The organism is Intrasporangium calvum (genome assembly GCF_028446585.1).
Taxonomy (GTDB): Bacteria; Actinomycetota; Actinomycetes; order Actinomycetales; family Dermatophilaceae; genus Intrasporangium; species Intrasporangium calvum_A.
Genome location: NZ_JAPFQL010000001.1, coordinates 1 through 15260 on the forward strand (window position 1 = coordinate 1; position 15260 = coordinate 15260).

Below are 15260 nucleotides of genomic sequence, written 5' to 3' on the forward strand. Positions count from 1 at the left end.
CACCGTCGGTGGGTGGCTAGCTGAGCCGGAGCGCGCTGACGACCCGGTCGAAGGAGTTGGTCAGGCCGTGGTCGACGGCGAGTCGCGACATCAGCGCGGGGTCGGCCACCGCGGTCGGGACGCGCAGGTCCACGTCGCCCACCGGTGCGTCGCGGACCACCTCGACCACCTTGGGCGCGACGTCGAGGTAGTCGGCGCCGGCCTCGAGACGGGCCCGCTGGGCACCCTTGAGGGCGGGGTCGCCCGAGTCGATCGCGGCGCGGAGAGCCTGGAGCGAGCCGTAGGTCGTGATCAGCTTGGCGGCGGTCTTCTCGCCGATTCCCGCCACCCCCGGAAGGCCGTCGCTGGTGTCGCCGCGCAGGGCCGCCATGTCGGCGTAGGCAGGACCGTTGGGGATGCCGTACTTCTCGAGCAGGAAGGCCTCGTCGACGAGGTCGGGGTTACGCACCCCTCCGCGGGCCGTGTAGACGACCCGGACCTCGTTGGCGTCGTCGACGAGCTGGAACAGGTCGCGGTCGCCGGTGATGATGTCGATGGGGAGCTGTCCGCGGTGCAGGGTGACGAGGGTGCCGATGACGTCGTCGGCCTCGTGACCGTCGACCCCGACCCGCGCGAGCCCGAGGGCGGCGAGGGCGTCCACGATGATCGGCACCTGAACGGCGAGACCGTCGGGCACCTCCTCCTCGAGCACCGTGGTGTCGAGCGAGCCCGCGGCGGCGCCTGCCACCCGGTGGGTCTTGTAGGTCGGGATCGCCTCGACCCGGAAGGCAGGACGCCAGTCGTTGTCCCAGCAGGCCGCGAGGTGCGACGGCCGGGCGCGCTCCGCGAGCGAGGCGATCATGTCCAGCAGGCCACGGACGGCGTTGGTCGGCACACCGCTCGGCCCGACGACCTCGGGGACACCGTAGAAGGCCCGGAAGTAGAGCGAGGCAGTGTCGAGCAGCAGGAGGCGTCCGGTCATGTCGGCCATCGTGCCATCTGGTCCTCGTCGTGGAACGACCGACGCTGCACTGATCCCCTCGGTTAGGGTTCGAGCATGGAAGACCTCGATCGCCGGCTCGTCGGGCTGCTCCTGGCAGACGGCCGGATGAGCTTCACCGACCTCGGCCGCGCCACGGGTCTGTCCACGTCCGCGGTGCACCAGCGGGTCCGCCGGCTCGAGGAGCGCGGCGTGATCACCGGCTACTCGGCGATCGTCTCGCCCGAGGCGCTGGCGCTGCCGCTGACCGCCCTCATCTCCGTCACGCCGTTCGACCCGAGCGCCCCGGACGACGTGCCGGACCGGCTGCGGCACATCCCGGAGATCGAGGACTGCTACTCCGTCGCCGGCGTGGAGAACTACCTCCTCAAGGTCCGCACCTCGACGCCCGGCGCCCTCGAGGACCTGCTGGCCCGCATCCGCACGGCCGCCAACGTCTCCACCCGCACCACCGTCGTCCTCTCGACGCCCTGGGAGGGCCGCAGCAGCGCAGCCGAGCAGCCGCACCGGGCCTGAGGCTCGTTCTCGCTCAGAGCTGGTCGGTCGGCTCCTCGATGGGGGTGGCGACCGGCGTCGGGGGCGGCTGGTGGGAGCGGCGATGCCACAACCACAGGAGCAGGGCCGCCGACGTGAAGGCGCCGGACACGAGCGCGACGGTGACGAGCGAGCCGTTGACGAGGGGAGCCACCGCCCCGGCGACCACCGCGTTGAGCAGGGTGCTGAGGAAGGCCTGGAACGAGGAGACGGCGCCTCGTTCCCGAGGACGCAGGTCGAGCAGGCTGATCGTGAGGATCGGGAAGACGAGGGACACGCCGAGCGCCCCCGTGGCGGCGGGCACGACACTCCAGGCGGTCTCCGGCTCGGGAACCGACGCCTGGTAGGCGACGGCGAAGACGGAGCCGGCGATCGCGACGGCAAAGCCCGTCAGCACGAAGACGCCCTGACGGACGCGCCCCACGAGGCGGCCGGTGAGGAACGAGCCCACCATCATCGCCAGGACGAGGGGCACGAAGAGGACGCCGAAATCGCGCGCTCCGAGACCGAGGTGGTCGACGATGATGGCCGGAGCCGAGGCGATGTAGAGGAAGAGGGCGGAGAAGTTGAGCGCGATCGCACTGCTGAGGCGCAGCACCGACGGGTCCAGTGCGGCACTGCCGAGCGACCGCAGGAGGGGCCGCGGGCGGAACGGGATCCGCGCGGCGGGCGGGTGCGTCTCTGGCAGCAGCAGACCCGCCACGACCACGATCAACAGGCCGTAGGCGGCGAGCACCCAGAAGATCGTGCGCCAGGACCCCCAGCCGAGGATCCAGCCGCCGACGATCGGGGCCAGGGCCGGGGCGATGGCGAAGATCATCGAGATGTGGCTCATGAACCGCTGCGCCGAGGGCCCGTCGTAGAGGTCACGAACGACCGTGCGACCCACGATCATCCCGGCTCCTGCCACGAGGCCCTGGGCCGCGCGACCCGCGAGCAGCACGGGCATCGATGGAGCGAGGGCGCACCACACCGAGGCGACGGCATAGAGGGCGCCCCCGGCGAGGATGACGGGCTTGCGTCCCAGGGCGTCCGAGACGGAGCCGTGGAAGAGGCTCGCGACGGCGAAGCTCGTGAGGTAGACGCTGAGGGTCTGCTGCACGGTCGCGTCGTCGACGCGCAGGTCGGTGGAGAGGACGTCGAAGGCGGGCAGGATCGCGTCGATGCTGAACGGCCCGACCATGGTCAGGGCGGCCAGCACGAGGACGAGGGTGGCCCGGGTCAGGCGGTCGCTGGAGCGCGGCACGACGCTCAGGCCCGTGCGATGGGACGGGAGGAGCCGGCGGTGGCCCGGATCAGCTCAGTGGGGGAGAGCTCGACCTGGAATCCGCGTCGGCCTCCGGAGACGTAGACGGTGTCGTGCTCGAGCGCGGACGAGTCGATGATCGTGGCCAGGCGCCGACGCTGCCCGAGCGGCGAGATCCCGCCGATCACGTAGCCGGTGCTGCGCTCGGCGTCGGCTGCGTCTGCCAGGTGCACGGTCTTCACACCCAGTGCGGCGGCCATGGCCTTCAGGTCGAGCTGTCCCGCAACCGGCACGACCGCGACGGCGAGCGCCGGGCCGGTGTCGACCAGGAGCGTCTTGAAGATGCGCTCAGGCGTGACACCGAGCTCTCTGGCCGCCTCGGCACCGTAGCCGGTCTCTGCCGGGTCGTGGGCGTAGGTGTGCGCACGATGGTCGATGCCCAGCCGGTCGAGGGCAGCGGTCGCCGGGGTGGCGGGACCGGCCGACCTCGTGCGGTCCCCGCCGTGCTGTCGGGGCAAGGCCGTCAGTCCCTGGCCAGTGAGCCGAGGCCGTCCCAGTAGAGCGTCATCACGAGCTCGGCGGCCTCCTGAGATGTCATGCCCGGGTGTTCGCTGCGGTAGACGGCCAGCCGCTCGATGCCACCGATCATGACCTCGGCCAGGAACACCACGCGGCCGGGAGCGAGCTCGGCGAACTCCGGGAGCATGCTGATGCCCTCGGCGAGGGCCTTGGCGGTCTGCTGGCGGATCCGCTCGACGACGGCCGCAGCCTCGCCGATCAGCGACCCCTCGGTGCGCAGGATGGCGAAGGCCTGCTCCCGCTCGTCGACGAACGTGAAGAACGCGGTGATCACGCCCCGCACCCGATCACGAGCAGCCTGCTCCGAGTCGGCCACCCAGGCGTTGATCAGCGCCTCGAGCAGCTGCCGCCGCGCCCGCTCGATGGTCGCGGCCAGGAGCCCCTCCTTGGACCCGAAGTAGTCGTAGATGAGGGGCTTGGTGACGCCGACCTCCTCGGCGATCTCGTCCATCGTCGTCGCGTGGAAGCCGTGGAGCCCGAACACTCGCTCGGCGACCTCGAGCATCTGCGCCTCGCGCTCGGCTCGGGGCATGCGGACACGGGTCGGCGGCTTGGCGGTCACGACGGCAGTCTATGGCGACGGTGGTCGGCGCCCGCGGAGGTTGCCAGGGGCTGGGACCAGCAGCCTGGAGCCTCCGCGCGGCGTCGCGCGAGGCGGCTCAGTGGCTGTCGACGAGCTGGGACTCGGCGGCGGCGCGGCTCGCGGCCGCCCGTTGCTCCGCCGCGACGAGCAGCTCGTCGTGGTCGACCGAGTCGCGCCACCACTGCTGACCGGTCTCGGGCAGGGTGTAGATCGGGTCGTAGTAGACGTACTCCCGAGAAAGTGCCTCGGTGTCCTCTCCCTCGATCGAGGTGCGGTAGTTCTTGCGCCAGTACGAGATTCCCCGCTCGGTGTCGTACTCGTCCTGCTGGTGCACCCAACGCTTGCCGACGAACGGCACGTCACAGACGATGCGCGGCGTGGAGAACCCGGGGAGGTAGCCCATGATCGAGTGCTGGAGCCGCTGGGCCTCGGCGAGCGACAGGCGCCAGTGCTCGGCGAACGGGATCATGTCGCACATGTAGAAGTAGTACGGCGTGATGGAGGCACCGTCAGCGAGCGCGAAGCACAGGTCGAGCAGCTGCTCCGGTGAGTCGTTGATGCCGCGCATCAGGACGCCCTGGTTGCGGACGTCCCGGACCCCTGCCTCGAGCATGGCGCGGGAGGCACGGGCGACGGCTGGGGTGACCGACTGGGCGTTGTTGACGTGGGTGTGGATCGCGAGGGAGACACCGCGGGCGCGGGCGGTGGCGGCGACACGGGCCACGCCCTCGACGACGTCGTCGGCGAACCAGTGCTGCGGCAGGCCCATCAGCGCCTTCGTGGCCAGCCGGATGTCGCGGATGTTGTCGATCTCGAGCAGCCGGTCGATGAAGGCCTCGAGGTTCTTCCACGGCATGTTGGCGACGTCGCCGCCGGACACCACGACGTCGCGGACCGTCGGCGTGCGGCGCAGGTAGTCGAGCATGGCGTCGTAGCGGTCGACCGGCTTGAGCTCGAACTTCAGCTTGTTGACCTGCGGGGTGTTGTTGCCCACGAGGTCCATGCGCGTGCAGTGTCCGCAGTACTGCGGGCACGTGGGCAGCAGCTCGGCGAGGACCTTGGTCGGGTAGCGGTGCGTCAGCCCCTCGGCGACCCACATGTCGTGCTCGTGCAGGGAGTCACGCGAGGCGAAGGGATGCGACGGCCAGTCCGTGCGCCGGTCCGAGAAGACCGGAAGCATGTAGCGGCGAATGGGGTCGGCGTAGAACGCCTCGGTGAACTCCGCTCCGGCGGCCGGCATCGGGGTGCTGGTCGCGGGAACCATCGTGTTGAGCATCTGCGGCGGCACGAGCATCGACATCGTCGCGCGCTCGGCCTGGTCCCGCTCGAGGTCGGCGTAGAAGCGGTCGTCCAGCAGGTCGCCCATCAGGGCCCGGAGCTGCTTGACGTTGCGGACGCAGTTGACGCGCTGCCACTGAGCGCTGTCCCAGTCGGACTGAGTCACCCCGCGCCAGCCTGGGAAGCGGGTCCAGTCGGGCTCGACGAGCTCTCGGCGCTGATACACGTAGGGCTGCTCAACCTTCGTCATGTGTCTCACGATAGCCGAAGTATCGGCGGGCAATCTCGTATGCTGCGGGAGGATCTTGCGTCTAGCCCGCTTCACACCGAAGGATCTCTACGTGACTACACGATCAGCCTCTTCCCCGGTGGGCCTCCACCGCGTTCTCGACCCGGCGGGCGACGCCATCACACTGCCGCAGGCGGCGCGGCGGCTCGACGCTCGCCCCGACCTCTGGCCGGACGAGGTGCGGATCGACGTGGAGACCCTCAACCTCGATGCCGCGTCGTTCCGTCAGCTCGCGGAGAAGCACACCACCGACGGGGCGGTCGACGGCGACGCGGTGCGGGCGGAGGTGCTCGGCATCGTCGCGGAGCGGGGCAAGATGCAGAACCCCGTGACCGGCTCCGGTGGCATGCTGATCGGGACGGTGGCCGAGGTCGGGCCCGAGAGCCGCACCGACCTGCACGTCGGCGACCGGGTCGCCACTCTCGTCTCGCTGTCCCTGACCCCGCTCGCCATCACGGACGGGCTGGCGCGCTGGGACGGGCGATCGGAGCAGGTGCCGGCTCGTGGTCACGCCATCCTCTTCGGCCGCACCATCGCGGCCCGGATCCCGGACGACCTGGACCCGCGCCTCGCCCTGATGGTGATGGACGTGTGCGGCGCGCCCGCACTCGTGCAGCGCCTGGTGGGGGAGTACGTCGACCGTCCCACGGGGTCCGGCGGGGCGCCGACCGTGGCCGTCCTCGGCGGGGCGGGCAAGTCCGGCTCGCTGTCGCTGGCGGCCGCGCGGCAGGCAGGCGCCGGCCGACTCATCGCCGTCGTGCCGAACGAACGGGAGCGCGGGCTCCTCGAGCCGACCGGTCTGGCGGATGTGGTCGTCATCGCGGATGCGCGCTCACCCCTCGGCCTGAGTCGCGCCGTCGAGGACGCCGGCGGGCCGGCGGACATCACCGTCGTCTGCGTCGACGTGCCGGGGTGCGAGCAGCCGGCCATCCTCGCCACGGCACAGGGCGGCACGATCATCTTCTTCAGCATGGCGACCAACTTCGCCGCAGCGGCGCTCGGCGCCGAGGGGCTGGCCTCCGACGTCCGGATGCTTGTCGGCAACGGCTACGTCCCCGGCCACGCCGACCTGGCACTGGGGCTGATCCGGACCAACCCAGCTGTCCGAGGACTCTTCGAGCAGCGACTCCTGGCCGAGTAGCCCCACGATCGTCCGGCGCCCACGCCCCTCGACATCGTGATCTTGCGGTGGAAGGCCGGATGTGCCGCAAGATCTCCGGCATTCGCTAGGCTGTTGCCGTGACTTCTCCGGCCCGTCTCGAGCTTGACCCAGAGGTTGTCCGCAAGGCCCGCGCCTTGGCCCGCAGAGCGGCGGCACCCGTCGTCTCGATCGCCAAGCGGCACACGACCGTCTCCGTCGAGCGCGCCACCCTGCGCCTGGCGGGCCTGTCCGGCGCCGACCACGAGCGGGTTCCCTGGGTCAACCACCTCGTCACCGCCGTCCGGGAGCAGGTCGGCCTGGAGCACGGCGTCACGACCCCGGTCTACGACGCGCTGCTCCGGGGCGAGGCGGCCGACCTCGCCACGCTCGCCCAGATGGCGTCGAGCGGCAACGTCTCCTTCCGCCTTCCCACCGGGCGTGAGGAGAAGGCGGCCCAGCGGGCCGCCACTCGAGGGGTGTCGCTCGGTCTCAAGCGCATCGACGCCGCCCGCCGCACCCGGGAGCGGCTCGTCAACCGGCTCGGGGACCCCAGGCAGAAACCGTGGATCTACCTCATCGTCGCCACGGGCGACATCTACGAGGACATCCCGCAGGCTCAGGCCGCCGCGCGGGAGGGTGCGGACGTCATCGCCGTCATCCGCTCCACGGGACAGTCTCTGCTCGACTACGTCCCGGAGGGGGCCACCCGCGAGGGGTTCGCCGGCACCTACGCGACGCAGGAGAACTTCCGCCTCATGCGGGCGGCGCTCGACGACGTCAGCAAGGAGCTGGGCCGCTACGTCCGGCTGACGAACTACGCGTCCGGGCTCTGCATGCCCGAGATCGCGACGCTCGCCGGCATGGAGCGCCTCGACATGATGCTCAACGACTCGATGTACGGCATCCTCTTCCGCGACATCAACCCGATCCGCACCTTCGTGGACCAGCGCTTCTCGCGGCAGATCCATGCCCGCGCCGGGATCATCATCAACACCGGGGAGGACAACTACCTCACCACGGCCGACGCGGTCGAGGCAGCGCACACGGTGACGGTCAGCCAGCTGCTCAACGAGCGCTTCGCCAAGGAGGCCGGCCTCGAGGACTGGCAGCTCGGCCTCGGCCACGCCTTCGAGATCAACCCGGACGTGCCCGACAGCTTCCGGCTCGAGCTGGCGCACGCGATGCTGGCCCGCCAGCTGTTCCCCAAGGCCCCCCTGAAGTGGATGCCGCCCACGAAGCACATGACCGGCGACGTCTTCCGCGGCTACCTCCTCGACGGGTTCTTCAACCTCGTCGGGGCGATGACCGGGCAGGGCATCCTCCTCGTCGGGATGATGACCGAGGCGGTCGTCACGCCGTTCCTGTCCGACCGCGATCTGGCGCTGCAGAACGTCCGCTACGTCATGAACGCCGCGAGCGGCCTGACCGAGGACTTCCACCCGCCCCGCGACGGGTTCATCCAGACCCGGGCCCGACAGGTCCTCGGCGAGGCGGTGGACTTGCTCGAGCGCATCGTCCACGACTCCGACCCGGCCGGGGACCCACCCCTGCTCGCCGCCATCGCCGACGGCACCTTCGGCCTGATGAAGCGCCCCGCCACCGCCGGCAAGGGCCTCGACGGCGTCGTCGAGCGGGCCCCCGGCTACCACAACCCCGCCATCGCGGAGCTCGACGCCTGGGCACCCGACCGAGCCCAGCGGCATACGGCAGCAGCGGCGAAGGGAGCGCGACGATGACCGGGTCGATCGTGCGTCCCTACGGTGACACCACCGGCGACGGCATGGTGCAGCTGTCGTTCACGCTCCCGGTGCCCCACGACAAGCGCGCCGAGGGTGCCGCCCTCCAGCTCGCGCGCAAGATGGGCCTCGAGCCGGCCCTGCTCGTCCACGCCAAGGCGATGGGCCCCGACTTCACCTTCTTCGTCGTCTACGGCAGCGTCACCCACCTGGTCGATCTCGACGAGGTCCAGGTCATCGAGCGGGAGTACCCGCTGCTGTCGGCCAAGGACGCCAACACGGCGATCAGGAAGCTGCTGCGGCGCAAGCTCGTCGTCGTCGGCGCGTGCATCGGCACCGACGCCCACACGGTCGGCATCGACGCGATCCTCAACATCAAGGGCTTCGCCGGCGAGAAGGGCCTCGAGTACTACCGTGAGATCAAGGTGGTCAACCTCGGCGCCCAGGTCCTCGTCCCTGACCTCGTCGCCCGGGCCCGCGCCGAGAAGGCCGACGCCGTCCTCGTGAGCCAGGTGGTCACCCAGAAGGACGCCCACATCCACAACACGACCCAGATGTCCGCCGCCTTCCGCGAGGCCTACCCCGCGGGCCAGGTGCCCATCCTCGTCGTGGGCGGGCCCCGCTTCGAGGAGGGCTCCGCCGCCACCCTCGGCGTCGACCGCATCTTCGGCCGCGGCACCACCCCCGGCGAGGTCGCCAGCTACCTCGTCCACGAGATCGCCACGCGAAAGGGCAGGTCATGAGCGACACCGCACCCCGTCAGACCACGGCAGCGGTCGGCACCCGCGTCGTGCACCGGCGCTACGTGCCCTACAGCCACGCCCACTACGCCGGCAACCTCGTCGACGGTGCCTACTCGCTCGCGGCCTTCGGGGACGTCGCGACCGAGATGTGCATCATCACCGACGGCGACGAAGGCCTCTTCGCGTCCTACAGCGACGTGCAGTTCGTCGCGCCGGTGCGGGCCGGCGACGTCATCGAGATCTCCGCGGAGATCGTGCGGGTCGGACGGCGCAGCCGCGAGATGGCGTTCGAGGTGCGGGTCGTCGGTCGGGGCAACCCTGAGCGGGGTGCCTCCTCGGCCGACGTGCTGGACCCCCCGGTCGTCGCGACGACGGCCAGGGGCGTCGTCGTCGTCCCCTGAGCGGCACCCCCGCACCACCGCTTCCCGCCGCTCGGCATACGGTTAGGCCCGTGCTGCCTCGCGTCCTCGGTGCCCTCGCCAGCGGGGGACTGCTGTGCCTGGCGTTCCCCACCTTCGACATCTGGGTCGCCGCCCCCGTGGCGCTCGGCCTCCTCGCGTTCGTGCTGACCGGGGTCAGGACGCGGGCCGGCTTCGGCCTCGGCCTCCTCTCCGGCCTCGCCTTCTTCGTGCCGACGCTGCACTGGTCCGGGATCTACGTCGGCAACCTGCCCTGGTTCGCGCTGTCCACCCTGGAAGCCCTCTTCGTGGCGCTCGCCGGAGCGCTCTATGCGTGGCTGAGCAGGCGCGGCACCGTGCGTCCCCTGGCGTTCGCGCTGGTCTGGGTCGTCACCGAGAGCTTGCGGTCCCGGACGCCCTACGGCGGGTTTCCCTGGGTGAAGATCGCCTTCTCCCAGGCCGACAGCGCCTTCGGTCGGCTCGCGTCGGTCGGGGGCGCGCCGTTCGTCGGTTTCGTCGTGGCCCTCACCGGGAGCCTGCTCGCCCTCGTCGTGGCTCGCGCCATCGGCCGTATGCCGCTGGGCCGGGTGGCGCTGCCCGGCCTCCTTGCGCTGGGGCTCGGCGGGGCAGGACTGCTCGTGCCGTTGCCGACGGACGGGCCCACTGCCCAGTTCGTCGGCATCCAGGGCAACGTGCCGCGCGCTGGCCTCGACTTCAACGCCGAGCGCCGTGCCGTCCTCGACAACCACGTCAACACGACCCTGGCGACCGCGGCGGCTCGCCGCGCGTCGGGGAGACCTGCCCCGGACCTGTACGTCTGGCCGGAGAACGCCTCGGACATCGACCCCCTGCGCAATGAGGACGCGAACCAGCTGATCCGGGCCACCGTGTCGCAGACGGGCGTGCCCCTGATCGTCGGTGGCCTGCTGGAGGAGCCGGAGGGCTACCTCTCCAACACCTCGCTGCTCTTCGAGCCGGGGGAGGGGGACACCGACCGCTACGTGAAGCGCCACCCCGTGCCCTTCGGCGAGTACATCCCCAACCGCGAGTTCTGGCGCCTCTTCAGCGACAAGGTCGACCTCGTCCGGCGCGACTTCTACCCGGGCTCGGAGGTGGGCCTCTTCACGGTCCCGACCACCTCCGGGCTCGAGATCCGGGCGGGCCTGACGATCTGCTTCGAGGTGGCCTACGACGACCTGATGCGCGATGTGGTCGATGCCGGCGCCAACGTGCTCGTCGTGCAGACCAACAACGCGACCTTCGGCTACACGGCCGAGTCGCCGCAGCAGCTGGCCATCAGCCGCCTGCGGGCCATCGAGTTCGGCCGCTCCGTCGTCCACGTGTCGACCGTGGGTCAGAGCGCCCTGATCACCCCTGACGGAACCGCGCACCAAGTGACGTCGTTGTTCACACAGGCGGTGGTGGAGGGTGCCCTACCATTGCGTGACTCCAGGACCCTGGCAGTCCGGCTCGGCGGCATTCCCGAGCTGGTGGCGGCACTGGCACTGCTCGTGCTGTTGGTCCCACGAACCCCACGAATCCCACGACGAAGGACGGAATGAGCCCAGGATGACGACGCAGCGCGAACCCGTGACCCGAGTTGCCGTGCTCGTCCCGACCTACAACGAGCGGGAGAATCTCCCCCTCATCCTCAAGCGGCTGCGAGCCAGCGTGCCGGACGCCGATCTCATCGTCCTCGACGACAACTCACCGGACGGCACCGGCGCCGTGGCGGACGCGCTGGCGGCGGCGGACGAGCGGATCCGCGTCGTGCACCGGGCCGGCAAGGAAGGCCTCGGGCGCGCCTACCTCGCCGGTTTCGCCCTGGCGCTGGCCGAGGGTTACGACGCCGCCGTCGAGATCGACGCCGACGGCTCGCACCAGCCCGAGCAGCTGCCGACCATGCTCGCGGCCCTCCGGGACGCGGACGTGGTCATCGGCGCGCGCTGGGTCCGTGGCGGCGAGGTCCGCAACTGGCCAGCCCACCGCAAGATCCTCTCCGTGGGGGCCAACCTCTACACGAAGGTGCTCCTCGGGATGAGCGTCAACGACGCCACAGCCGGCTACCGGGTCTACCGCGCCAGCGCTCTGCGGGCCATGGACATGGCCGGCGTCGAGTCCCAGGGCTACTGCTTCCAGATCGACCTCACGCTGCGCGCCATCCGGGCCGGGCTCAAGGTCGTCGAGGTGCCGATCACCTTCGTCGAGCGCGAGGTCGGCGTCTCCAAGATGGGCAAGGACATCGTGCGCGAGGCGCTGACCAGCGTCACCCGGTGGGGGATCGAGCACCGGATGGGTCAGGTCCGCTCGGTCCTGCGCCGCGGCAGGGCGACCGCCGCAGCTCCCGGGGACCAGGGCGGCGTGAGCGGGCGCAGCCAGCCATGACCGTGCCCCCGCGCCGCTACTCCCTGCGACCGACCCGCGTGGTCGCGGTGCTGCTCCTCGTCGTGCCCATCCTCGAGGTGATGGCCCTCGTCGGCGTCGGACAGCTCATCGGCGGCTGGCCGACCTTCTTCCTGCTGGTCGCGATCTCGATCCTCGGTGCGTGGCTGATCCGGCTGGAGGGCAGCCGGGCCTGGGCCGCCCTGGTGCAGGCCCTGCGCAGCGGTCGCATGCCGGCCCGCGAGCTCGCGGACGGCATGCTCGTCCTCATCGGCGGCACGCTGCTGCTGACTCCCGGCTTCCTCACCGACCTCGTCGGCTTCGCCCTCGTCCTGCCGATGACACGTCCGGTCGCCCGGCGACTGCTCGAGACGGTGATCACCAAGCGCCTCATCGCGCAGTCGCCCTACCTGGGTGGCGGCATCGCTGGCCGGCGTCCTCCCAGGGACCCCGGAGGGGATGTCGTCGAAGGCGAGATCGTCGACGAGTGAGCCGCTGAGCGGGAGCCCGCCCAGCGGCATACGGCCGGCATGCGAAAGAGCCCGCCCCCACGAACGGGGCGGGCCCTCTCAGGCCAGGGGTCGAAGAGTCAGGCCGACTTCTTGCGCCGCGGCTTCTCACCGCGGGACTCGCGAAGGAGCGTCAGCCGCTCCTCGAGGAGCTCCTCGAGCTCGGGGATGGACCGCCGCTCGAGCAGCATGTCCCAGTGCGTGCGCTGGTGCTTGACCGGCTTGGCCTCCGGCTCCGGGCCGTCCTGCAGCCGGGCCTCCAGCCCGCACCGGCACTCCCACGTTGGCGGCACATCGGCCTCGACGGAGAAGGGCAGCTCGGTGCGGTGGCCGTTGGGACAGACGTACGCGGTGAGCATGCGCTCACTCGGGACGACGTTCTCGTCGCTCTCGAAGCTGCGTGCGCCGAGGTTCGATCCTCGTAGTGCTCGGTCTGCCATTCGGGACCCCTCCCACAAAAGTCTGTTACTGGCCTGTACCCACTTGGGCACCTACCCTCACAGACGCTTGAACGAGCCAGACGGTTGGCTTGTTCCCGACGGGTCCCGGAAGGGTCACACGACGACCGGCATCGGGTTGCCGGCCTCCTCGATCCCGCGCCGCATGTCGACCTTGGCGAGCAGGAGGCCACCGACGACGAAGAAGAGGATGAGCACGATGATCGCCCACCGGTAGGAGCCGGTGAACTGGAACGTCAGGCCGAATGCGAGGGTGCCGAGCCAGCTCGTGCCGCGCTCCATCGCCTGGTAGAGGCTGAAGAACTCCGCCTCGCGTCCCTTCGGGATCAGCTGGCTGTACAGCGAGCGTGAGAGCGCCTGGGTGCCGCCGAGGACGATGCCGATGAGGAACCCGAGGGCCAGGAAGATCGTCATCGCCCGCTGCGGCGTCACGAACGCCACGACGACGACCACGGTCCACAGGCCGATCCCCATGAGGACCGTGCGCCAGGCCCCGACCCTGCTCGCGACCCGACCGAACAGCCGCGCGCCGAAGAAGGCGACGAACTGGACGAAGAGGAAGACCCCGAGCACGAACGTCTCGTCGAACTTCAGCTCCTCGATGCCGTAGAGACTCGAGCTGCCGATGACGGTCTGGATCCCGTCGTTGAAGAAGAGGTACGCCACGAGGAAGAGCAGTGTCTGGGGGTAGAGCCGCAGCTCGCGGAACGTCGTGCGCAGCTGCGTCAGGCTGCCCCCGACAACGCCGGCCTTGCGGTCGACGGGGGCAGCGACCGTCCCCGTGATGTGGCGCAGGCCGAGGTAGGGGATGAGGGTGAACGCCGCCCACCACAGTCCGGCACTCAGCAGGCTGATCCGCGTCGACATGGCCCGGTCCAGCCCGAGGTCCTCGTGGAAGAGGTCCAGGCCGAAGTTCAGGGCGAGCAGGAGGCCGCCGCCGAGGTAGCCGAAGGACCAGCCCTTGGAGGACACGCGGTCGCGTTCGTTCTCGTTGGCGATGCGGCACAGCAGCGAGTCGTAGATGACGAGCGACGCCCCGAGACAGAAGCTCGCCGCCATGACCAGGAGGACACCGAGCTGCCAGTTGGTGCCGGACACGAAGAACATGAGGCACGCCGCTGCCGCGCCCGCCCACGCGAACCCGGCGAAGAGCCGGGTCGGCCGGGTGCTCCGGTCGGCGATGGCCCCGACGAAGATCAGCAGGATCGCGGAGACGATCGTCGAGATCGTCACCGTGTAGGGATAGACGGACCCGGGGGAGATGGGGACGCCGAAGAAGTCCAAGTTGGTCGTGCAGGCAGCGCCGTCGGCGAGGTCGGGGCACGCTGCCGCCTTGGCGACCGACGTGAGGTACGGGCTCATGAGCACCGTCGCCGTCGTCGTGACGTAGGCGGAGTTCGCCCAGTCGTACCAGTACCAGGAGCGCTGTTCCCTCGTCTCCGGGCGGGCCCGGTGGACGGCGACGTCGGTCATGGGCCGCACTTTCCCACACGCACGCCCGCCCGGGTGCGGCAACACGTCATGTTCGGCAATTCGTGCTCGTCTCGTGTCCTGCCGGCGTCCTCGAGGGGCGGCCAGTGCGGGACCTTCGAGACGCGCCCGCGCGCGCCGGGCAGGAGCCGGACCGGTGCTCAGGGCCCGACCCTCGTTCTACACCGTGACGAGGGCGACGAGCGCGACGATGACCGTGGCCACGATCTCACCGATGCCGAGCTGCTTGGGGGTGGCTCCCAGCCCGGGCACGACTGCGGCGCGGGCGGTGAGCAACAGGAAGACGAGGGCGAGCCAGGGGGAGATCAGCAGGACGACGACCGTGGCGACGGCATGGGCGCCGACGCTCAGCCAGAGGAACCTGCGGTTGCCTCGCTCGCGGATCGCCGACTTGACGTAGAAGACGGTGCCGGCGAAGTAGAGGAACTGGGTCAGTGCGAGGAGCCAGGCGCGTGAGAGGTCGGTGCCCGGACCAGCGTCGTAGGCGACGACGGTCATCAGGCCCGACCCGACGACGGTCGTCAGCCCTGAGAGCAGGTCCCGCTCGTGGCGGGCCGCCGCGGCCGCCAGCCCCACGCCCAGGGGCAGGAGGAAGAGCGGTGCCCAGATGATCAGGCGCGGCTCGAGGGCGAGCGTGGCGAGGCCCGACACGACCGCGACGATCCCGTAGGCCCGGACGGGCGGCCAGTAGCGCGGACGGCGCCGGGCCTTGAGCCACAGGCTCGTCGCGAAGAACGCGAAGTAGCCGACGAACCAGAAGGCGGTGAGGGGGAGATGGACCCAGGCGGGGCCGCTCGCCAGGACGCCGACTGCCAGGGGAGAGGCGAGCATGGCCCATGCACCGTGTTGGTTGGGCACCCAACCGGGGCCCCGTGTCCTGCTCACGGGGTGAGCCTAGATGGCCGTGCCAGAGC

General features: G+C 70.6%; 16 protein-coding genes. 8 read left to right on the forward strand and 8 right to left on the reverse strand.

Features of this window, described 5'->3' with window-relative positions; translation table 11 throughout:
- Positions 1 to 16: 16 nt before the first annotated feature.
- Positions 17 to 970: a 5'-3' exonuclease gene (locus tag OO014_RS00005; protein ID WP_272460172.1), complete on the reverse strand. Its 954-nt coding sequence runs from the start codon at positions 968 to 970 to the stop codon at positions 17 to 19.
- 66 nt (positions 971 to 1036) lie between these two features.
- Between OO014_RS00005 and OO014_RS00010 the strand changes: the two genes are divergently transcribed.
- Entirely contained in the window at positions 1037 to 1495 is a 459-nt protein-coding gene (locus tag OO014_RS00010; RefSeq protein WP_272460173.1) for an Lrp/AsnC family transcriptional regulator, read from the forward strand.
- Positions 1496 to 1508: 13 nt separating this feature from the next.
- On the opposite strand, the gene OO014_RS00015 is transcribed toward OO014_RS00010, so the two are convergent.
- The 4 genes from OO014_RS00015 to OO014_RS00030 form a co-directional block, all read right to left on the reverse strand.
- Positions 1509 to 2759: a multidrug effflux MFS transporter gene (locus OO014_RS00015; RefSeq protein ID WP_272460174.1), complete on the reverse strand. Its 1251-nt coding sequence runs from the start codon at positions 2757 to 2759 to the stop codon at positions 1509 to 1511.
- 5 nt (positions 2760 to 2764) lie between these two features.
- A complete protein-coding gene (ybaK, locus tag OO014_RS00020) occupies positions 2765 to 3277 on the reverse strand; it encodes a Cys-tRNA(Pro) deacylase (protein ID WP_272460175.1) in 513 nt (170 codons plus the stop codon).
- Positions 3278 to 3282: 5 nt separating this feature from the next.
- Positions 3283 to 3900: a TetR/AcrR family transcriptional regulator gene (locus tag OO014_RS00025; RefSeq protein WP_272460176.1), complete on the reverse strand. Its 618-nt coding sequence runs from the start codon at positions 3898 to 3900 to the stop codon at positions 3283 to 3285.
- 97 nt (positions 3901 to 3997) lie between these two features.
- Entirely contained in the window at positions 3998 to 5449 is a 1452-nt protein-coding gene (locus tag OO014_RS00030) for a KamA family radical SAM protein (RefSeq protein WP_272460177.1), read from the reverse strand.
- A gap of 91 nt (positions 5450 to 5540) precedes the next feature.
- Here OO014_RS00030 and OO014_RS00035 point away from each other — a divergent pair, with 91 nt between their 5' ends.
- The 7 genes from OO014_RS00035 (at position 5541) to OO014_RS00065 (ending at position 12379) form a co-directional block, all read left to right on the forward strand.
- Positions 5541 to 6629 (forward strand): L-erythro-3,5-diaminohexanoate dehydrogenase, encoded by a 1089-nt coding sequence (locus tag OO014_RS00035; RefSeq protein ID WP_272460178.1) that lies wholly within the window; start codon positions 5541 to 5543, stop codon positions 6627 to 6629.
- 98 nt (positions 6630 to 6727) lie between these two features.
- On the forward strand, positions 6728 to 8365 hold the full coding sequence (locus tag OO014_RS00040) for a lysine 5,6-aminomutase subunit alpha (RefSeq protein WP_272460179.1): 1638 nt from the start codon (positions 6728 to 6730) through the stop codon (positions 8363 to 8365).
- Positions 8362 to 9108 (forward strand): OAM dimerization domain-containing protein, encoded by a 747-nt coding sequence (locus OO014_RS00045; protein WP_272460180.1) that lies wholly within the window; start codon positions 8362 to 8364, stop codon positions 9106 to 9108. Before OO014_RS00040 ends, OO014_RS00045 begins: the two co-directional genes overlap by 4 nt.
- Complete coding sequence (locus tag OO014_RS00050) at positions 9105 to 9509, forward strand: hotdog domain-containing protein (protein ID WP_272460181.1); 405 nt, start codon at positions 9105 to 9107, stop codon at positions 9507 to 9509. The genes OO014_RS00045 and OO014_RS00050 overlap by 4 nt, the downstream gene beginning before the upstream one ends.
- Positions 9510 to 9559: 50 nt before the next feature.
- The gene (lnt, locus tag OO014_RS00055; RefSeq protein WP_272460182.1) at positions 9560 to 11068 is read left to right on the forward strand and encodes an apolipoprotein N-acyltransferase; all 1509 of its coding nucleotides are present in this window, start codon (positions 9560 to 9562) and stop codon (positions 11066 to 11068) included.
- A gap of 7 nt (positions 11069 to 11075) precedes the next feature.
- The gene (locus OO014_RS00060; RefSeq protein WP_272460183.1) at positions 11076 to 11891 is read left to right on the forward strand and encodes a polyprenol monophosphomannose synthase; all 816 of its coding nucleotides are present in this window, start codon (positions 11076 to 11078) and stop codon (positions 11889 to 11891) included.
- Positions 11888 to 12379 carry an FxsA family protein gene (locus tag OO014_RS00065; RefSeq protein WP_272460184.1) on the forward strand — a complete coding sequence of 164 codons (492 nt, stop codon included), beginning with the start codon at positions 11888 to 11890 and terminating at the stop codon, positions 12377 to 12379. Before OO014_RS00060 ends, OO014_RS00065 begins: the two co-directional genes overlap by 4 nt.
- Positions 12380 to 12477: 98 nt before the next feature.
- Here OO014_RS00065 and OO014_RS00070 read toward each other — a convergent pair whose 3' ends face one another.
- The 3 genes from OO014_RS00070 to OO014_RS00080 all read right to left on the reverse strand — a co-directional run bounded on the left by OO014_RS00070 (position 12478) and on the right by OO014_RS00080 (position 15231).
- On the reverse strand, positions 12478 to 12837 hold the full coding sequence (locus OO014_RS00070; protein WP_272460185.1) for an RNA polymerase-binding protein RbpA: 360 nt from the start codon (positions 12835 to 12837) through the stop codon (positions 12478 to 12480).
- 114 nt (positions 12838 to 12951) lie between these two features.
- Positions 12952 to 14328, reverse strand: a complete 1377-nt coding sequence (locus tag OO014_RS00075; protein WP_272460186.1) for an MFS transporter — start codon at positions 14326 to 14328, stop codon at positions 12952 to 12954.
- Between the two features lie 177 nt (positions 14329 to 14505).
- Complete coding sequence (locus tag OO014_RS00080) at positions 14506 to 15231, reverse strand: YwiC-like family protein (RefSeq protein WP_272460187.1); 726 nt, start codon at positions 15229 to 15231, stop codon at positions 14506 to 14508.
- Positions 15232 to 15260: the final 29 nt, after the last annotated feature.